At 66.8% G+C, this 19,442-nt stretch carries 14 protein-coding genes; 13 read left to right on the top strand and 1 reads right to left on the bottom strand.

Translation table 11 applies throughout. The features are described from left to right. Positions 1-25 precede the first annotated feature (25 nt). Both DMH01_RS14725 and DMH01_RS14720 read left to right on the top strand, forming a co-directional pair. Positions 26-946 carry a DNA-processing protein DprA gene (locus tag DMH01_RS14725; protein WP_072030352.1) on the top strand — a complete coding sequence of 307 codons (921 nt, stop codon included), beginning with the start codon at positions 26-28 and terminating at the stop codon, positions 944-946. A 514-nt stretch (positions 947-1,460) separates the two neighbouring features. Further along, complete coding sequence (locus DMH01_RS14720; RefSeq protein ID WP_199745491.1) at positions 1,461-1,931, top strand: hypothetical protein; 471 nt, start codon at positions 1,461-1,463, stop codon at positions 1,929-1,931. A 96-nt stretch (positions 1,932-2,027) separates the two neighbouring features. Here the strand turns inward: DMH01_RS14720 and DMH01_RS14715 are convergent, their stop codons facing one another. Beyond that, a complete protein-coding gene (locus tag DMH01_RS14715; RefSeq protein WP_125677092.1) occupies positions 2,028-4,679 on the bottom strand; it encodes a tetratricopeptide repeat protein in 2,652 nt (883 codons plus the stop codon). A 1,024-nt stretch (positions 4,680-5,703) separates the two neighbouring features. Between DMH01_RS14715 and DMH01_RS14710 the strand changes: the two genes are divergently transcribed. The 11 genes from DMH01_RS14710 to DMH01_RS14660 all read left to right on the top strand — a co-directional run bounded on the left by DMH01_RS14710 (position 5,704) and on the right by DMH01_RS14660 (position 19,157). Then, a complete protein-coding gene (locus tag DMH01_RS14710; RefSeq protein WP_125677090.1) occupies positions 5,704-5,898 on the top strand; it encodes a hypothetical protein in 195 nt (64 codons plus the stop codon). 218 nt (positions 5,899-6,116) lie between these two features. After that, positions 6,117-6,869: a hypothetical protein gene (locus tag DMH01_RS14705; RefSeq protein ID WP_228708149.1), complete on the top strand. Its 753-nt coding sequence runs from the start codon at positions 6,117-6,119 to the stop codon at positions 6,867-6,869. A 47-nt stretch (positions 6,870-6,916) separates the two neighbouring features. After that, on the top strand, positions 6,917-7,132 hold the full coding sequence (locus DMH01_RS14700) for a hypothetical protein (RefSeq protein ID WP_072030349.1): 216 nt from the start codon (positions 6,917-6,919) through the stop codon (positions 7,130-7,132). 30 nt (positions 7,133-7,162) lie between these two features. Continuing rightward, the gene (locus tag DMH01_RS14695) at positions 7,163-7,783 is read left to right on the top strand and encodes a hypothetical protein (RefSeq protein WP_072030348.1); all 621 of its coding nucleotides are present in this window, start codon (positions 7,163-7,165) and stop codon (positions 7,781-7,783) included. Between the two features lie 209 nt (positions 7,784-7,992). Further along, the gene (locus DMH01_RS14690; protein ID WP_125677088.1) at positions 7,993-8,637 is read left to right on the top strand and encodes a hypothetical protein; all 645 of its coding nucleotides are present in this window, start codon (positions 7,993-7,995) and stop codon (positions 8,635-8,637) included. Positions 8,638-8,842: 205 nt separating this feature from the next. Further along, positions 8,843-9,304: a VUT family protein gene (locus tag DMH01_RS14685; protein WP_125677086.1), complete on the top strand. Its 462-nt coding sequence runs from the start codon at positions 8,843-8,845 to the stop codon at positions 9,302-9,304. A gap of 122 nt (positions 9,305-9,426) precedes the next feature. Next, entirely contained in the window at positions 9,427-10,896 is a 1,470-nt protein-coding gene (locus tag DMH01_RS14680; RefSeq protein WP_125677084.1) for a site-specific integrase, read from the top strand. Continuing rightward, the gene (locus tag DMH01_RS14675) at positions 10,896-12,623 is read left to right on the top strand and encodes a hypothetical protein (protein ID WP_125677082.1); all 1,728 of its coding nucleotides are present in this window, start codon (positions 10,896-10,898) and stop codon (positions 12,621-12,623) included. Before DMH01_RS14680 ends, DMH01_RS14675 begins: the two co-directional genes overlap by 1 nt. Beyond that, a complete protein-coding gene (locus DMH01_RS14670; protein ID WP_125677080.1) occupies positions 12,620-14,752 on the top strand; it encodes a hypothetical protein in 2,133 nt (710 codons plus the stop codon). The genes DMH01_RS14675 and DMH01_RS14670 overlap by 4 nt, the downstream gene beginning before the upstream one ends. Continuing rightward, positions 14,749-15,177, top strand: coding sequence for a hypothetical protein (locus DMH01_RS14665; RefSeq protein WP_125677078.1), 429 nt, complete (start codon positions 14,749-14,751; stop codon positions 15,175-15,177). The genes DMH01_RS14670 and DMH01_RS14665 overlap by 4 nt, the downstream gene beginning before the upstream one ends. A gap of 380 nt (positions 15,178-15,557) precedes the next feature. Beyond that, the gene (locus DMH01_RS14660; protein ID WP_125677076.1) at positions 15,558-19,157 is read left to right on the top strand and encodes a tetratricopeptide repeat protein; all 3,600 of its coding nucleotides are present in this window, start codon (positions 15,558-15,560) and stop codon (positions 19,155-19,157) included. Positions 19,158-19,442 lie beyond the last annotated feature (285 nt).

Below are 19,442 nucleotides of genomic sequence, written 5' to 3'. Positions count from 1 at the left end.
CGCCCTTTCTCGATAGGAGCACACCATGCGTCCCGTGACACTTCCCCATGCCTACGCATACCTACTCTCATCGGCGGCGCCGCCCGCGCACGCTACCGCCAGGTTCGTCCGGGAGGTCGGCGCCATCGAAGCAGTCCGGCGGATCTCTGCCGACCGCGCACCCCTCGCGGTGCTGGCCGAGCAACGGCCAGGCGACCACGACGGCGCCGCACGCGACGCCGTCGCGGCCGCCGCGATGCACGGCCATCGCCTCGTCACCCCGCTCGACGACGAATGGCCGACTGACCTGGTCCACACATCCGCCTTCTGTCCGCCGCTCGCCCTCTGGGTCAACGGCCGCGGGAGCCTGGGCGAACTTGCCCGGCGTTCAGTCGCGATCGTCGGCAGCCGTCGCCCAACCACTTACGGCGAGATCTACGCGATGGACATCGCCGCGGGCCTGTCCAGGCACGGAATCACGGTATGGAGCGGCGGCACCCCCGGTATCGCCGCCCTGGCGCTCGGCGGAGCTCACAACGCCCGGGGACCCTCGGTCGCCGTTCTGGGGAGCGGGATCCGCAATGATTACCCCGCTCACCACGAAACCTTCCTCCTAGACCGGTCTCCGGACACCCTCGTCGTCAGCGAGCACAATCCACTGACGATTCCCCCAGCGTCGCATGTCGGCGCCCACAACCGCCTCCTGGCCGCTATGACCACCGCGTGCGTCGTCGTCGAGCCCGGGTCCAGCGATGCCGCCATGTGCGTGGTCGAGCAGGCCGAAGTCAACGGTCGCCCCGTGTTGGCCTTTCCCGGCCCCGTCACCACCTTGCTGTTCCGGCAGTCCCACGACCTGATCCGTACGGGACGCGCCACGCTGATTTCCAACGCCGACGACGTCCTCGAGTGTGTTCCGGCGCTGGCTCAACACGAGCGCCCAGCGCCGGACAAGACGCCGGAATCATGACCGTCAAGGCTCCGTTCCCGGCTTGTCCTGATTGTCATGGCCCCCTGACACTCCAGTACAACGCCGACTTCTACGACACGAAATACGTACTGCCTCAACGCAGGATGCTCGTACGACGGCATCTCGGCCGGATCCGTCGTGAGCCAGGACGGCCAGCCCGCCCCCGGCTGGCCAAGACAGAACATCGACGGACGCCCAGTTCCATGGCTGGCCCCCATCATCGGTGATCGCGTCGCGTGGGCCGCACTCAACGCCGGCAGGCTCGACGAAGCCGATCAGCGCTGGCTGTGCCAGGTGTTCTTTTCAGGGTTTGAAACTGTCTCAACGTCATCCATCGGTGGCGGCGGCGCGGCTCGCGTGGGGTAGCCGGTTCAGGTAGGTCTGTTCCTCGGTTGTGTTCAAGTGGGGAGGCCGACGTTGTTTCTGTCTTTTGTGGACCGTGCCGCAAAGCCGCGCTCCACCGCGAACTTGACGACGTCGACCACGTTCTCCGCACCGCACAACAGGAAACTCCGTGACCGCCACTCCACCAGAGACCCCGGCACCGACCGGGGACACCGTCTCGCCGCGCACCGCCGCGGCACTGCGCGCCGCGATGGACCGCCTTCTCGCCGAACAGCCGCAACGCACCGACGGCCGCCTGACCAAGACCAACCTGTGGAAAGAGGCCGGTGTCAGCCGGGCGACGATGAACCGCGCCACCGCCGTGATGGCCGAATGGGACAGCCGCGTCACCGCCGCGGGCAGTCTCTCCGCCCGCGAGGCCCGCGTCACCCATGAGCTGAAGGAAACCCGGCGACAGCTCGCCGCGCAGATCCGGAAATGCACCGACCTCACCCGGCAACTCGACGCCGCGGCCACCGCGATCGCCGCGCTGCATCACGACAACACGCTGCTGCGACAGCAGCATGCGCGAAACGGATCACTCGCTGACATCAGCCAGCACCGTAGGGAGCAAAAGCAGCCGGAACCATCCCGCTCCTGAGTACCAGGTGTCCCATGTCCCAGTCCTCAACCCCGATGTCCGGCGATCGCGCGGAGCAGGGTCCGGCTGATGCGCGACTGGGTGCGTGCCAGGGCGTCAAGGTCGGGTCTGAGCCTCGTGGAGACGTTGGCGGACCTTGGTGGCATTGTGCGGAAGGCCGTGGTCCTCGTGAATGGTAGCGGATTCCTGCCAGCAAACGATGGCCTCGTTAATGTGGCCGAGGTGGTGTAGGGATGCCGCGAGGACATCCAATGGCGCCGCGATGTTTTCGTCTCGACCGATGGAGACACGGCGCCCGATGGTGATCGCCTCACGACACAGGGCGATCGCAGCCTCGTGGTTCCCCAGTCCTTGCTGCGCTTGGGCTAGATCCGTTATGGCCCCTGATTCACCGGCGCGGTCCCCTGCCTTCCGACGCAGGCGCAGGCCTCGTTGGCCGTGGTCAAGGGCTTCCCGGTAGCGGCCGAGGCCAGCGTACGCGGTGCTGAGATTGCCTTCCACTACGGCTTCCCAGCGTCCCGTGCCAATGCCACGACTGAGCGGCAACGCCTCGTCGAGATACCGCAGAGCGTCCTCGAACTGCCCCTGCTCCAGAAGAAGCAGCCCTCGGTCATTGAGCACCCGGGTCCCCAATTCTTCGTCGCCCAAATCTCGCGCCATCGTTTCCACACGATCGAGGTCGGCCGCCGCTTGCTCCCACCTGTGCAGATACGTCGCCGCGCCGCCGCGAAGCGCCAGCAAGTGCGCCTCCTGGGTGTGGTCGCCGACCCTGCACGCCGCCATGAGCCCGACTGTCACAATGTCGATCCACGTTTGCCAGCTGACCATCGTCGCGGTGAAGGTGCATGCGATGGTCAGCGAGATAGTGCGGCGATCCAGCCGATGCTCGTCGGCATAGTGCAGTGCGGCAATTAGGTTGTCGCGTTCCGCAGTGAGCCAGGCCAATGCGTGGTCGAAGTCACCGATCGGGTACCGGTGGGCTGGCTCGGCCACGACATCCCAAGGCCTCGTCTCTGCGGGGTAGAGCTTTCGATCGGCTGCGCGGGCGGTGTGGATGTACCAGGTCAGCAAAGCCTCCAGCGCCTGGTCGCAGTCGTCGCCAGCGTCGTGGTGCAGGGCTTGGTCGGCGGCGTAGGTGCGCAGCAGATCGTGGAACCGGTACCTGCCACCAGTGGCGGGTTCGATCAGGTGCGCGTCAGCCAGGGCGGCGAGGAGAGGACGGGTGGCAGCGGGGGATAGTTCGGCCAGGGCGGCGGCGGCCGGAAGCGACAGGTCGGGTCCGGGGTGGAGGCCGAGGCGCCGGAATAGCCGTGCTTGTGCGGGTGGGAGTCGCCGGTAGGACCAGTCGAATACCGCGCGGACGGCGGCCCGCTCGTCCGCGGTTTCGCTGAGGATGTCGAGTCGGGTGTGGTCGTCGGCCAGTTCGGTGACGACGTCGGTGACGGTCAGGTGGGGATGGGCGGCGGCGCGGCTGGCCGCGACCCGCAGCGCCAGCGGTAGTCGTGCGCAGAGCCGGACCAGTTCGGCGACCGCGTCGGGTTCGGCGGCGGCCCGGTCGGTGCCGAGGATGCCGGTGACCAGGTCGAGTGCTTCGGGTTGGGTGAGGAGGTCGAGGGTGAGGCGGTGGGCGGCGTCGGTGACGACGAGGCCGGTGAGGCTGTCGCGGCTGGTGACCACCACCATGCAGCCCGCGGTGCCGGGCAGAAGCGGCCTGATCTGCTCGGCGCTGTGGGCGTTGTCCAGCACCATCAGCACCTGTTTGCCCGCCAGCATCGACCGCAGCAGTCCCGCCTGCATTTCGACGTCGGCGGGGATCGCGCGTGCCGCGGCACCCAGGGCGCGCAGGAAACCGCCGAGGGCTTCGCCGGGGGCGGCGGGGTCGCCGGGTCCGTAGCCGCGGAGGTTGACGTGCAGGGTGCCGTCGGGAAATCGGTGCTGGATCCGGTGGGCCCAGTGCAGTGCGAGGGTGGTCTTGCCCATGCCTCCAGCGCCATCGACCGCGGTGATCACCACCGACTGGGGTCGCTCGTCGGAGTGGTCGGGCGGGATCAGCGCGTCGAGCGCGGCCAGATGCTCGGCCCGGCCGGTGAAATCCCGCACCGAACCCGGAAGCTGCCGGGGCACCATCCGGTTCGAACCCGCCGACGGGCCCGGGCGGGCAGGGTAGGGATGGTCGGGCAGGGTGACCCATCCGGTCGTGGCGACTTCTTTGACCTCGACTGGGATCGGCCGCCAGGTCGCGGGCGCGGCACCGGGGGTGTGACGGATGACGTCGTCGAACAGCCAGTCCGACGCGATCACCGCCAGCATCCCTGGCGAGGAGGCGAGCGCGGTCTTCAACGGGGCCGCGTCGCACAGCCGGAACGTCAGCGTCAGCGACGACGACATGACACCGTGGGTGTCGTAGCCGACCTCCCCGGCGTGCAGGGCGACCCGCAACCGGATCCGCCGTGCCTCGGGATGGGTGTCGTTGTGCACCCGAAGACGGGTCACGAGCGCAGGCAACGCCGCCTCCACGAACCGGGCCTTGTCCGCCTCACCCGGCACCAACGCGAACACCGCGTCTCCGCGATCCTCCCGATAGCACTCGGTCCAGGCGGTCCCGGCCGCGGCGAACGCCGCCTCCATCACTTCATAGAGACCATCGCGCACCGCCCGCTGATGCGGCCCCGTCCGCCGCCGATCCCCGAACCCCTCCACATCCGCCACCACAATCAAATGATGACGCGAACCCCGCCCCTCCGTCATCGCCGCTCCCTCTCCCCGGCTCGCCGAAGACAAGGGTCCCAAGAACACGATGCAGTTTTAAAGAGCTGAAGGTGGTGGAGATCAGGTGAACCTCTGAGCAGCGCGATCGCACTGGATGGGTCCGGCCTGCCGCCCAGAAGCGTCTCCATAGCCTAAGCGGGTGAAACGCCAGCCGTGTACGTCGCCGACTGCGACGGCTCACGCGTCAGCCAGGAACTCGAGTGTGCCAGTCCAGCTCACGACATGGACCAGGCTCACCACTACCTAAGCTGTCTCATGAGACAGCCGGAATGTGGAGAACAAGTCTGCGGCTGCCCCCTCGCCTCCAACCCCACCGCATGGATCGCCGTCTCGCAAGCTGAGGTCGCGGCAGGCGGCGCCATGCACCGACGGTGCATGCACCTGGCGCGCACCGTGTGCCCAGAGCTCCGCAACGACCAGTCCTACGTCTTCGTCGAAGTGCACCAGTCCGAACGCGCTAACGACTGGGAGGCTGCGATCGCGGGCCTCACAGCATACGAGGAGCGGCACGGCCAGACCCCCCGCCTCCTGCCGCTCCACGCCTAACGACCGTGCACTCTCCTCAACCGGCCCACGCTTCAGGTCCCGGTTCCCGCGGCGACTCACAGCCGCGCTCATCCCCCAGCTCGCCGATGCCGCGCAGGGATCGGCCGCCGCGGAGTTCTCTCCCGCCCAGATTCACGGCCTTAACCGAGCACCCCACTTCCGTCGTCACCGACAGCCTCACCCATCGCCAGCTCAACCCCACCAACCCAGATTGGAATCACCCCATGACCAACCGCGAGCGCGACGTGACCACTCCGTGCGAAGACCTCGCCACCCCGATCTACGACGAACTCGCCGGCATCAACGCCAACCAGGCGGAAGGCAGTCCGCAATCCGCCGCGAGGTCAGGCTCCGTGTCGTCCGATATCGACGGACTCACTGTTTCTGCCACCTGCTGGACTTGTTCGCGCGCCTCAAGCGGCTCGACAAGGGGACTGACTGGAGCAGCGGAGACGTCATGGAAACACTCAACCTCTGGTTCGCTGAGTTCGGCATCGACGTCGACTCCGACGAGACGACCGCCGCCCAGGACCTTCGCGCTCCCACCTGGCTCGCACGAGCTCTCAAGGTGCCGGGCCCGGAGAAGCCGACCGTGGTCATCCATTGCGTACCGACCACGAGCGCGCCCTGGACATTGTGCGCCTCAGCGTGACCCGCCTGACCCAAGAACTGGGCGAGGACACCACCGCCGCCGTCTTCGACTTGGCAGGTGACCAGATCGCCAGCATCGCGCACGGCGCACCTTCCTGGGACGAGGAATAAGCACCGGCAGACCGCACGGCATCCACTGCTCCGCGAGTCGGTGTACGGTGGAATTGAAGGATCTTGGTGTGGCCTCCCCATGCATCGAGTCGCATGAGGACGGAGGTCATGATGACGTTGCTGCGGCAGAACAGCGAACTGAAGAAGCTCGGGATCTGGAACTGGTCACTGCCCGCCTTCGCGGGGAAGCTCCCCGATGGACGGAACTACAACACCTGCCCTTCAGCAGGTGTATGCGCGCAGGCGTGCTACGCCCGCAACGGAACTTACCTCTTTCCGAACGTCAAAGCACGCCACCAGAAGAACCTCGCGTTGGTTCTGGACGACCTTCCCGGCTGGATCACGGCGATGCAGAAAGAACTGTCCCACAACAAGTTCACCGACGCATGGGTGAGAATCCACGACAGCGGAGACTTCTTCTCTCCCGCCTACCTCGCCGCCTGGCTCGAAGTAATGGAGGCACACCCCCGAACTCGCTTCTACGCCTACACCAAGGAGGTAGCGATGTTCCGGGAAATCGTCGAGCCACGCCCACCCAGAAACTTCTGGTGGGTCTATTCGTACGGCGGCACCCAGGACCACACACTGGATCCCGCCGTCGACCGTGTCGCCGATGTGTTCGCCGACGAAGCCGCCATCGACGACGCGGGCTGGCATTCGCAGTCCCGCTCGGATCTACTCGCCGTCGTCGGACCCGCACCGGTCGGAATCCCGGCCAACAACATCGCTCACTTCAAGGCCAAGCAGGCCGGTCGCCGCTGGAGCCACTGGCAGGCCAGCGTTGACGCAGCGCGCTCCGAACGCCGCGCGCGTTCCCGCGATACCGCGACGTCGAGCACCACCAACACCCAACCCACGTAGGACCCGCCAACTGCGGCGGCCACCCTTGCTCGTCTGGAGCTCCCAGCATGCTCGACCTTGTTCTGCGCGCCAACGGATTCACCCGCACGAACGACACCTGGACCCGGCAGAACCTCACCGCCGGAGGCCTCTTCGACCTCGACATCGTCCCGGACGACGACCACTACCTGTGCACGCTACGCCAGGGCACTACACCTTTGCTGCAAATGAGGCATGACGCAGACGGCGCGATGAACCTCGTCGCCACCTTCCTCAAATCCTAACCCGAGAGCCCTGCACGACAAGGGGAAACGATGACCGAAATCGCCATCCTGGCCCGCGAAATCACGCAGCACCTGGAAGGAGACTGGAAAGCAGGAAAAGGCGTACACAGCAACGGAAGCGACGCCTACCTGCACGGACCCGACGGCGAGAAGCTGCAGATCCGGCCAGGAACCACAACAGCGACACGGAATCGAATTGAGGTCTACGGCTCCCTCCCCTACCAGTTCACGCGCCACAACGAGCCACGGCACCTCATCACCGTCAGCCCCACCAAGACCGCCGCCCGGATAGCGGGCGACATCACCCGACGTCTCCTTCCCGCGTACCGCGAGGGCATGGTCTTCGCAGCTGCAGCAAAAGTGCGCCACGAGCTCCGCGAGGCCGAGAAGTCGCACACGATCAAAACCTTGCTAGGAATTCTTCCGAAGGCGCATCAGTTCCCGCATGATCAAGACTCAATGGATTTTGGAGGAGGCCGTTATTCGCCGCCGATCGGCGGCCAGCTACGCATCCGCTCAAACTCCGATGTGGAGTGGACGGTACACACCACCAAGGAAGTGGCCTTCAGCCTCGCCGAGACGATCTACGCACTTTCTCGAAACGGCGATATTCCCCAGGAACCGAACAAGCCAACGACTGAGCTTTGCTAACGGCCTTGCCGCGGCCCTGCGAGGCCGCATCCCCTCGCCCACGACGATGCTGGCGAGGTTGGCGCAGCAACACCTCGAATCGAGCCAGCGCCGACCAGCTGACAGCCAGACACGTACGCGGGACTTGGTACCTCAGGATCGCCGCACATCCTTGACCGCCCCACCCGATAGCAGTCGCTATCGCCACTACAACGATCGAAGGAAGAGACATGAGCAGCCGAAACGGTAGCAGCGCCGCAGCACTCACCGAGTATCTACGCGATGTCGCCCAAGTATTGGGACCGCCCTGGCGCATCTTGCCTCCGCACAGTACCGGCGAGGTCGCCACGCTGTCAGGACCGGAAGGTGGCTCGGTCGCTGTCTCTCTCGAACAGCGAACCAGCGGGCAACGCCTCGTGTTCGAAACCTGGCTGTCGAGCGATCTGCGCGCGCACCAGCCCACCGGAACGGTCCGCCCCGTCGTCACCGTTTCCCCAACACGGCCGCCGCACGACATCGGAATGGATCTTCGACGCCGCCTCGTGCCCAAAGTGATCCGGTTCTTCGACGACACGCGCGACCTCGCCGAGCGTCGCCGCCGCGACGCCACCGATCTGCACAGCGTCCTCGAATCGGTCGCACTCAAGCTGGGAACTGACATAAAGCCGGACGGGAAGTCCACCGGAATCGGAAAGTTCGGGCAGCCACTGTTCGCGACGGCTCAAGTCATCCAGCCGTTGTGGCGCAGGGGCGAACACGTAGTCCGGTGGAGCATCGACACCAGCCCCGACATCGCGCTAGCCCTCGCCGATCTGCTCGCCACACAGGCCGCGAAAGCTGCCAATGACCACGCCACGGCGACTGTCGTCGGTTAGCGTTCGGCCTCCGGTCTCCCCGCCCCCACCGGCCCCGCGCCCGCAGTCGACGACATCGCCGTGCAAGCCTTCCGGACCGCCACTCCCCTTACGCCGTCGATTCCGCAGTAGTACCTCCCCTGTATCGACACGACTTCCCGGCCACCACGGCGCGAGAACCGCCAAGCTCTCACCCGCCTGCGTGGTTCTGCTCGCCGGATACGCGATGACGATCGCCACCGCGAACTGGGCCAACTCCCTCTGGCCCGCGGTCACGATCGGAGGCCTGCGAATTCCCGCCGGAGCACTCGTTACCGGACTCGTCTTCACCATGCGGGACCTGTTGCAGGACGCCGCGGGTACCCGCATGACGCTGCTCGCCGTCGTCCTTGGCGCGGCGCTATCCAGTCTGACCTCGGACCCACGCATCGCGTTGGCTAGCGCTGCGGCCTTCGCCGTATCCGAACTCGCCGACCTCGCCGTCTACACCCCGCTTCGGCGACGGAGCCCTCTCGCGGCCGCCGGCCTGTCGAACGCAACCGGTCTGTTTGTCGACACCGTGCTGTTCCTTCCGCTGGCCTTCGGATCACTGGACCAGCTCTCCGGGCAACTCGTCGGGAAGGCCGCCACCACCATTCCCGCGGTCGCCCTGCTCTCCCTCGCGCGCCGGAGACAAGCGCCGCCGTGAAGTTCTACCTCGGCGCGCTTGTGTCGGCACAATCTGCGTGTCTCGCATTGAGGCTGGAGCTGGGCTTCGACCAGTGCTTGTCGTTTGCGGCAGGGCGTGTCGCGGTTCTAGCTTCTCCGCCCATGAAGTTGATCTTTTATTCGTCCTTGGGCTGGGAGACGTGGGGCCTGGAGCACCGTCCTGTCGTGCCCGAGGGCATGCCCGTCCTGATCGACGAGGACCTTCGATTCGCAGACGGCGTCGACCAGCGTCCGACGGTGACCGTGAATCGGTGGCTACGGGAACTACCGTCGGCCGGGGTGAATTCGCCGAACAGCTGGGAGGTCTATGCGCGGGCGTTGCGCGCATGGATGGAATTCCTGGCTGACCGCGGGGTGGGTGTGTTCGAAGGCCGGCCGCGTCTACGTGCCGCGTTAAGTTCCTACGCGGAACACAGGTTCACCGGCGAGCTGGCGGCGCGGTTCGCGCCGGCGACTTGGAACCTGCATGTCGGCGTGGTGGCGGCCTTCTATCGGTGGGCAGTCGTCGAAGGACTGACATCGGCCGAGCCGTTCAGCTACGCGACCGCGCTGCGTGTGGTCCGGGACATGACCCGACAGGTCGAACGAAATCTGGCCAAGGTCCGTGCGCCGAAGGCACACGTGACGGTCAAGCACCTCGAACCGGACTTCGCTGAGCTGTTCGTCCAGGCGCTGGAAGGTCTACGGCCCGACGGGACAGCAGACCCTCGGTTCCGGGGGCTCGAACCAGGCCGCAACACAGCCGTGGCGCAGTTGGTGCTCAGCAGCGGCTTGAGGCGTCAGGAGTTCACGTATCTGCTCGTCCATGAGGTGCCTCCGTTGCCGCCGGATCCGACGACGGTGCCGATTCCGTTGCCGGTTGCGGCGGCGATCGCCAAGGGCCGCAAGCAGCGGACAACATGGGTGTCGTATGAGGCGTTGTCCGCGCTGCACCGCTACATCGCGCTCGAGCGACCGCTGGCGGCAGCGGGCTCCTCATGGCACCCGGACCAGAAGCTGGGGCCGCCGCTGGTGGTGACCGGTGCTGACGGAACTGGCGGCACGATCAACGGGCGCAGGATGAGCTGGTCCCGTCTGGGACCGGCCGAGCGGCTGCGGCTGGTCGATGCTGCCGGGGGATCACTGCTGCTCGCGTTGCAGCGGGACGGCAGTCCGTTCCTGGACTGGGCCACTGTCTTCCGACGAGCCTCAGACCGGATCCGCGCGGACTTCGATCCGCGGTTCCCGCACGTCAACCCGCACCGACTCCGGCACTCGTTCGCGATGTCCACATTGGAGCAACTCGTGACGGGCTACTACCAGCAAGCTGCCGCGCTCGTGACCGACACCGACACAGACCCGGCACTCGCGCTGTTTCTGACGATGTCAGACCCGTTGATGGTTCTGCGGGACCTGCTGGGGCACTCCTCGGTCGCCACGACAGAGCTCTACCTGCGGCGGCTGGACACCACCCGAGTCTTCCGGGAGGCCTACGAGGCCGCTGGCACGCGGGCTGGGCTGACGCGCACAGTCCTGGACGAGGTCAACGACGAGTTCAACGACGACGTCGAACTGGCGGAGGTGACTGGCTGATGCCAGGGGACCTCACGGACTCGCCACTGCGCCTGACGTTCGCCTTCAGCAGCGGCCGCACTCACGTCTCCCGACTTGATCGCTATCCCAACCCATCGCTGGTCCGGCAGCTCGCGCTGGGACTGAAGAACCTGATGCACCCGCACGGCGACGTGAACGCGAAGGGAACCGCCAAGGACTACACCCGATGCATCGGCCACATCGCCCGCTGGCTCGACCTGGCAGGTTTCTCCGGGACCGCGGCGGACGTGACGGCGGCACACGTGGTCGGGTTCTGGCGCAGCACGGACGCCGTCATCGAAGGAATGTCCCGGCGCCTCCTGCGCTCGGTGGACGCCCACGTCGAGCCCTTGCGTGAGGACGTCCGGAAGCACTTGGACGGGCCGCCGTTCCGGGTGACACACAATCGCGACCGCCAGGCCTATCGGCCCTACAGCGACGGTGAATGGCAGCGGCTGGTGCGCTGCTGCACCGACGTCATCTCGACATCGTGGTCCGAGCACAACGAGGCGATCAGGACGGCGACAGCGGGGCGGGACCCGGCCGTGGCCGGCTGGTCTGAGCAGAACCTGCTGTGGTTACTGCACAATCGAGGACCGCTCGGGCAGCTCGATGTCGCGGCGCACATGGGATACCAGGACCGCGGCGGCGTCGTGAAGCGCGGCGGCGTCGCCACCACGGGCTCGAAACTGTTCGTCACCACCGACGTCGCGCTGGCCTACCGGCTGCTGCTGGGCACGGCCAGCGGGATCGTCCCGGATGGCCTCGACGACCTGGAACTGTCCGACGTGGACTGGGCAGGCGACGAGACGGTCGTGCTGAGCTACCTCAAACAACGCACGGGACCCGAGAGTCTCAACCTGCCGGCACCGGCGGTCCGCATCCTGCGGCAGTGGCTGCGACATTCGGCTCCGATTCGCAGCTTCGCCCGCGACGACATCCGGGCGAACCTCTGGCTGAGCTACTACCCGGCCGGACCCGGACACAAGCGCGTGTTCGCCCCGGTCTTCCAATACGTCACCGTCCGGTCCTGGGGCGCCCGCTACAACCTGCTCGGCGACGACGGCCAGTCCCTGCACCTGCACAAGGCGCGGATTCGCACCACGTTCCACCAGCGTCGCGACAAGAGCCGCTGGACCGGGCGCGTCACGATCGACCCGAACCACAGCGCACGGGTCGAGGGTGACCACTACCTGTCGGCCCCGACACCCGCCCAGAAGGACTCCCTCGAAGCGGTGATCGAGCAGGGACAGGCGGACCTGATCCGCAAGGCGACAACTCCGCTGGTCCTGGCCCAAGACGACGTCGAGCACGCAGCGGCTCGATTGCCCACCGAGCTGGCCGGCCTGCGGGTCACTGACCGGGTGATTGCTCAGCTGGTGGGCGGGCAGCGCGACGTGTTCACCGCCGCCTGCGCCGACCAGCTCGCCGGTCTGCACGGCCCCGCGGGGAAGCCCTGTCCGGCCCGCCCCTGGGTGTGCCTGTTGTGTCCGCTCGCGGTGTTCGCTCCGCGTCACGCGCCCAACCTGCTTCGGCTCAAGGCGTTCTTCGCACGCAGCTTCCGACAGATGCCCGCAGCGCACTTCATGGCCGTGTTCGGCCCCTACGCCCAGCGCCTGGACGAGATCTTGCCGCGTTTCTCCCCAGCGATCTTGGCCGCGGCACGGACCGAAGTCAGCGACCGCGACCACGAACTGCCGCTGCGACCCGAGGAGACGACCTCATGACCACTCCGGTCACACACCTGCCGGGCGATCCGGCACAGTCGCCGTTCGCCGGCCACAGGGTCTGCGAGATCGCCGGGCTCGCCCTGGCTTCCGGGGCCACGGGGCCCCGTTTCGAGGACACGATCTGGGACCTCAACGACTTGGCAGGCAAGCCGGTGCAGCTGTCAGGCACCGTCCTGATCTGGGACTTCACCTCGATCACCCACCCGCGCTGGCAATGGGTCGCGCGCGAACTCCTCCTAGCGCTGCTTGCCCCTGGCCACGACCAGGTCGCGGCGCTACCGCTGGCCCACCGCCGGGCGCTGCACCCGATCACCTGCGGCAACCGGCTCGACTTCCTGACCCGGTGGTTCAACTGGTTGTCCGAACAGGGCGTCACCGACCTCGGCGACGTCACCCAACTGCACTGCGACCGTTTTCTCCAGCACGAGCGGGAACGCGGGCTCGCTGACTCGACCATTCTGGCCGCCGCGGTGGTGATCAAGGACGTCGCCCGATACGGCGACCTGTTCACCACGGACCGATATCCGGACGCGTTCGTCCCTTGGAATGGCAAGTCGCTGGCCGAGGTGAGCGGCTATCAGCGCAGCGGCGAGAACGTCACTCAGCCGGTTCCGCCGGAGATCCTGCACCCGGCACTCCAGGCCGCACTGCACGTCGTCGACACGGTCGCTCCTCACCTGGCCGTCCTCATTGAGCAACGACGCTCCGGCAAACAGCAACCGCAGACCGCGGCGAGCACCCGGCCGGATGAGGTCGCGACCTATCTCGCTCGGCGCATCGCAGCGGCGGAGGCACTTCCTCAGGCCGACGGACACAGGGTCGCGGCCAGGCTGAAGAACGGCTGGCGCAACACCGATCCACTGCTCCGGCTGGCGTTCGGGGACATGGCTCACGACCTCGGCGTCGAGTTCAGCCGCTCAGTAGTCGAACGCCACCGGAACCTGCTCGAAGACGCCGTCGCCCAGCTCGGCATCGCGCCGGCAATCGCACGTGACGCCGCGCTGATCGAACGCGCAGACGGACAAGGACGCGTGCCATGGACGCTACCGCTGACACCGATGCGCCTGCACTACCTGCGAAACCACGTGTTCAACGCCTGCCTGATGGTCACCGCCGCGATCAGCGGAATGCGGTCCGGCGAACTGATGGAGATCACCGCGTCATCCCCGCTGCCACCGCGCGAGCTCGCCGCAGACCTATTCCGCTTCGCCCTGGGCAGCACAAGAATCAAGGGCGAACAGTTCGGCGGGGTTGACGACGAGTGGGTCGTCATTGAAGCCGCCCATCGAGCCGTCAAGCTGGCGGCCCGCCTCGCCGGCACCAAACCCGGCGAGTCCGTCTTCGGACGCTTCACCTTCACCTCCCGGTTCAACACCTTCCGAAACTGGGTCAACAGCTCCGAGGGCATCAGACTCGGCTTCGCTGCCATCCCAGACGGCCGTATTACGGCCCCCATGCTGCGCCGGACCCTGTCCTTGGAGCTCGCGCACCGACCCAACGGCCTCTTCGCGGCGAAACTGCACCTCAAGCACATCTCTGTCGCCACAACGGAGGGATACGCCGCACGCCCAGGCGGGTCCCAGGCACGGTTCCGGGCGGAGACGGTCATCGAGGAGCGCAAGCATCGGGAGAACCTCACCGTCGCGGCTTTCCGCGACTACCAGGCCGGCGCCATGCCCACCGGGCCTGGTGCGCGTTCCCTGATCTCGACGTTCGACCACGTCGACGCGCAGCTCCGCAAGGACCAGGCCGCCCAACCCACCGTGGTCGCCTCCGACCGGCACGTCGAAATGCTGCTGAAGAAGCTCGCCAACGCCCTGCACATCCAGGCCGCGAACTACTGCTGGTTCGCCGATCCACGAAAAGCGCTCTGCCTCCGTCTCGCCGGAACACCCGACGCCACACAGCCACTCGCCGGCCTCTGCGACGCCGCTCGATGCCCACAAGCGACCTTCCACCAGCACCACCGCGACGTCTGGGCCAGCAACGCCCGCACCACCAAGACCTTCCTCGGCAATCCGCGCATCCCCGCCGGAGAGAAGCTCCGACTTACAGCCGAACACGAGCGCGCACGCCAAGTGGTCGACGCGATCGACGCGAACTCAACCAGGGACAACCGCCCATGACGATCAACGAAGCCCAACGAACGCAGACCGAAGCACGCATCCGAGCAGCCATGGACCGGCTGCTCAGCGGCGACATCCCTCCAGGCGGCCGATGCGACATCAAGACGCTCGCCCGCGAAGCACGAGTCTCCCGCGCCGCGCTCTACCGCACCTACCTCCACCTCAAGGTCGAGTTCGATCAGCGCATGAACCGGCTGCGCGACAACAACCACCAACCAGACCCGCGCGAAGCCCAGATCACCCGGCTCAAAGACGAGAACGTCCGCCTCAAGGCCCGCCTCAGCGAGCTGACACAGCAGGTCGTCGAGCTCAAAGCGGAACAGACCAGCGCGATCTCTCAACTCGCCGCACAGCACGAGGAACTGCTCCGACTCCGTCCCGGAGTACGTCCGCGAATGTCGACCGCACTTGTGCGTGAATTCTGAACGCACATGTTGATCACCCGCCGTGGGAGCAATGTCGCTGAGTTTCGACCGCACCATGGCGTTCCCCGTGATCAAGTCGGGCCGCTACTCGACGCGCCTCCAGGTCGTTCGCCCTCCGCTTCGCACCGGACGCTCCACATGCCACTTGCCCGCTGCTGGACCCCACGTTGCCAGGCGCGGGGTCACAGACATCATCAGAATTGGAACCGGCTACCGCGCTGACGATTGGCGATGGTTGCGTTCTCGAACACCCCGACAAGCGACACGACAGGACGTTTACCGAGGGTGGTCGAACATGTAACGAGGCAACGGTGGTAAACGACAGTTCACCAAGCCGAAGTCGCGGTGGGGCGGCCCGGAATCGATGTGGGGGGCAAGCGGTGACCGAGCTCGTCGAAGTGAGTTCCGGCGAGAACCCGGTATTGGACGTCGTTTTCGTGCACGGCCTCGATGGCGACTCCCGTAAGAGCTGGTCGGCGAAGCGGAAGAGTACGTTCTGGCCGGAGTGGCTCGGGCGGGACATTGAAGGATTGGCTGTCTGGTCGCTGGGGTATGCCGCGGCGTCGAGCCGCTGGTTAGGTCACGCGATGCCGATCCAGGATCGGGCGATCAACCTGCTGGCCCACCTGGAAAGTCACGGAGTCGGGCAACGCCCGCTGTGTTTCGTCACCCACAGTATGGGTGGCCTGGTGGTCAAGGAGATGCTGCTGCACGCGGCCGACGGTCGCGCCGACTACACCGAGTTCGCCACCGCCACCCGCGGGGTGGTCTTTCTGGCCACCCCGCACACCGGCTCCGACGTCGTCACCATGGCTGTCGTCAAGGCGTTATCCATCATCTACCGCAAGACGCCAGCGGTCGACGCCCTGGAACGCAACAGCACTCATCTACGGCAGCTCAACACCAGATACCGCAACTGGGCTGTACACCCGACAACGAATATCGACCACAAGATCTTCTACGAGACCCGCCCGACCAAGGGTGTGCAGGTTGTCGACGCGGGCTCGGCCGACCCCGGAATCCCAGGCCAGACACCGATCCCAGTGGACGCGGACCACATCGACATCTGCAAGCCCAGTGCTCCCAGCGACCTGGTTTACAGCCAGGTCAAACGCTTCATCACCGGAATCGTCACGGCACTGCAGGCCAGGCCTGGTGCCACCGGCCAGCAAGAGACCCCCCGTCAGCCTCGGCTTAACGAGACCCCTCAGGACGTCGGCGCAGGGGTAGGCCGTCAGGCGTCGGGGGTGCCGGTGATGGAGTCGCTTCTGGCAGTACCGGGGGTGGGTCGCATCCCGGAGCAGCCGGATGTGTTCGTAGGCAGGACACACGAGTTGGCCCGGTTGGAGGCTGCTGTGGCCGGGTCGGGTGGTCGTGCGGTGGTGGTGGCGGTGCACGGTTTGGGCGGGGTCGGCAAGAGCACCCTGGCCGCCCGGTTCGCCGAGCTGCACGCCGACCGGTTCGCCCCGGTGTGGTGGGTGACGGCCGATTCAGCGCCGGCGCTTGAGTCGGGCTTGGGTGAGCTGGCCGGCGCGTTGGCGCCGGAGACGGTGGCGCTTCCTGCAGAGCAGCGGGTCGAGCTGGCTGTGCGGTGGCTCGCGACCCACGAGGACTGGCTGCTGGTGCTGGACAACGTGACCAGCCCACAGGATGTGGCGGGGTTCTTGGGGCGGGTGCGGACGGGCACGGTGGTGATCACCAGTCGTCAGCGCTCAAGCTGGCGGGCTGTGGAGACAGTGCCTCTGGACGTGCTCGCCGAGGACGAGGCACTGCGGTTGCTGACTCGGATCGTGAGGTCGGAGTGGCCCGAGGCGGACCTGGCCGGCGCGGACCAGTTGTGCAGTGAACTGGGGTGGCTGCCGCTGGCGGTCGAGCAGGCAGGCGCCTACCTCGCGCAGACCCGGACTAGCCCCGCCGCCTATCTTGAGTTGCTGGCTCGGTTTCCGGCGCGGATGTTCACCGCGACGGCGGAGGGCGGTGACGCGCAGCGGACGATGGCGAGGGTCTGGCACGTCACCCTCGACCACCTGACCGACACCCCAGCCGCAGGGCGGGTACTACGGCAACTGGCCTGGTACGCCCCAGGCGGAATCCCCCGGAACCTGCTGGCCGGCGCGGTGGAGGAACTCGAACTGTCCGAGGCGCTGGGCCGTCTGGCCGCCTACAGCATGATCACCCCCACCGGAAACACCGTTACCGTCCATCGCCTTGTACAGGCGGTCACCCGCACACCCGACCCCACCGATCCCCACCGCCAGCCCGCAGACATCGCCACCGCCCGTGACACCACCACAACCATGCTGGCGACCAACCTCTCCAAGCTGGATCCACGCACTCCCGCAGACTGGCCCGCCTTACGGATGCTCCTGCCCCATGCGCGGGCTCTACTGGAACACACCACGCCCGACACCGACACCAGCCAGACCAGCTTCCTGCTCAACGAACTGGGCGTCTACCTCAAAGGACAGGGCGACATCAGCACCGCCATCGATTACTACAGCCGAGCCTGCGACAGCCACCAACGCCTCAACGGCCCCGACCATCCCTACACACTGCTCTCGCGCAACAACCTGGCGAGCGCCTACGAGTCGGCGGGGGATCTTGCGCGGGCGATCCCGCTGTACGAGGCCACCCTCACCGATCGGGGACGGGTGCTGGGACCCGACCACCCCGACACACTGACCTCGCGCAACAACCTGGCGAGCGCCTACGAGTCGGCGGGGGATCTTGCGCGGACGATCCCGCTGTACGAGGCCACCCTCACCGATCGGGAACGGGTGCTGGGACCCGACCACCCCAACACACTGACCTCGCGCAACAACCTGGCCTACGCCTACCGGTCGGCGGGGGATCTTGCGCGGGCGATCCCGCTGTACGAGGCCACCCTCGCCGATCGGGAACGGGTGCTGGGACCCGACCACCCCGACACACTGAGCTCGCGCAACAACGTGGCGAGCGCCTACGAGTCGGCGGGGGATCTTGCGCGGGCGATCCCGCTGTTCGAGGCCACCCTCACCGACTACGAGCGGGTGCTCGGCCCCGACCACCCCGACACACTGAGCTCGCGCAACAACCTGGCGAGCGCCTACGAGTCGGCGGGGGATCTTGCGCGGGCGATCCCGCTGTACGAGGCCACCCTCGCCGATCGGGAACGGGTGCTCGGCCCCGACCACCCCAACACACTGAGCTCGCGCAACAACCTGGCCTACGCCTACCAGTCGGCGGGGGATCTTGCGCGGGCGATCCCGCTGTACGAGACCACCCTCGCCGACTGCGAGCGGGTGCTGGGACCCGACCACCCCGACACACTGACCTCGCGCAACAACCTGGCGAGCGCCTACCAGTCAGTGGGTGATCTGAGCCGCGCGATCCCGCTGTACGAGACCACCCTCACCGATCGGGAACGGGTGCTCGGCCCCGACCACCCCGACACACTGACCTCGCGCAACAACCTGGCCTACGCCTACCGGTCGGCGGGGGATCTTGCGCGGGCGATCCCGCTGTACGAGACCACCCTCACCGATCGGGAACGGGTGCTCGGCCCCGACCACCCCAACACACTGAGCTCGCGCAACAACCTGGCCTACGCCTACCAGTCGGCGGGGGATCTTGCGCGGGCGATCCCGCTGTACGAGACCACCCTCACCGATCGGGAACGGGTGCTGGGACCCGACCACCCCGACACACTGACCGCGCGCAACAACCTGGCGAGCGCCTACCAGTCAGTGGGTGATCTGAGCCGCGCGATCCCGCTGTACGAGACCACCCTCACCGATCGGGAACGGGTGCTGGGACCCGACCACCCCGACACACTGAGCTCGCGCAACAACGTGGCGAGCGCCTACGAGTCGGCGGGGGATCTTGCGCGGGCGATCCCGCTGTACGAGACCACCCTCACCGACAGCGAACGAGTCTTCGGCCCCGACCACCCCACAACCCAGATCATCCGCTCGAACCTCGCAAAGGCGCGAACGACCTGAAGCCGCCACCGTGCGGTCGCTACGGAGCCGGCCGACGGTGGTCCCAACATCCGCTCATCGGCATGAGCGCGTTCGGTAGCCATCGTCGTGATCGGCCTCCACGGCAGCCCCTGGAACACGTTCTCTCAATGGATCAGCTGCCATTGGTAGTCCACCGACTGGCAACGTGGTGATCTCGCAACAGGTGGCAACGGCACCACACAGATCTGCGCCTTCGCTGCGGCCAGGGGTGGCGGTGCGGATCGAGGAAGGGTGGAGTGTGCTGGCCTAGCAAGTCGGGGATCG

Source organism: Amycolatopsis sp. WAC 04182 (assembly GCF_003947465.1).
Classification (GTDB): domain Bacteria; phylum Actinomycetota; class Actinomycetes; order Mycobacteriales; family Pseudonocardiaceae; genus Amycolatopsis.
The sequence above is the reverse complement of the archived record's forward strand: the minus strand, read 5'-3'. Positions and strand labels throughout refer to the sequence as shown.

Excerpts from the sequence above, each read along its gene's own strand:
- DMH01_RS14685 (WP_125677086.1), top strand. The coding sequence starts at position 8,843 with ATGACGATCGCCACCGCGAACTGGGCCAACTCCCTCTGGCCCGCGGTC.
- DMH01_RS14700 (WP_072030349.1), top strand. The coding sequence starts at position 6,917 with ATGCTCGACCTTGTTCTGCGCGCCAACGGATTCACCCGCACGAACGAC.
- DMH01_RS14665 (WP_125677078.1), top strand. The coding sequence starts at position 14,749 with ATGACGATCAACGAAGCCCAACGAACGCAGACCGAAGCACGCATCCGA.
- DMH01_RS14725 (WP_072030352.1), top strand. The coding sequence starts at position 26 with ATGCGTCCCGTGACACTTCCCCATGCCTACGCATACCTACTCTCATCG.
- DMH01_RS14695 (WP_072030348.1), top strand. The coding sequence starts at position 7,163 with ATGACCGAAATCGCCATCCTGGCCCGCGAAATCACGCAGCACCTGGAA.
- DMH01_RS14705 (WP_228708149.1), top strand. The coding sequence starts at position 6,117 with ATGATGACGTTGCTGCGGCAGAACAGCGAACTGAAGAAGCTCGGGATC.
- DMH01_RS14715 (WP_125677092.1), bottom strand. The coding sequence starts at position 4,679 with ATGACGGAGGGGCGGGGTTCGCGTCATCATTTGATTGTGGTGGCGGAT.
- DMH01_RS14680 (WP_125677084.1), top strand. The coding sequence starts at position 9,427 with ATGAAGTTGATCTTTTATTCGTCCTTGGGCTGGGAGACGTGGGGCCTG.
- DMH01_RS14710 (WP_125677090.1), top strand. The coding sequence starts at position 5,704 with ATGGAAACACTCAACCTCTGGTTCGCTGAGTTCGGCATCGACGTCGAC.
- DMH01_RS14675 (WP_125677082.1), top strand. The coding sequence starts at position 10,896 with ATGCCAGGGGACCTCACGGACTCGCCACTGCGCCTGACGTTCGCCTTC.
- DMH01_RS14670 (WP_125677080.1), top strand. The coding sequence starts at position 12,620 with ATGACCACTCCGGTCACACACCTGCCGGGCGATCCGGCACAGTCGCCG.
- DMH01_RS14690 (WP_125677088.1), top strand. The coding sequence starts at position 7,993 with ATGAGCAGCCGAAACGGTAGCAGCGCCGCAGCACTCACCGAGTATCTA.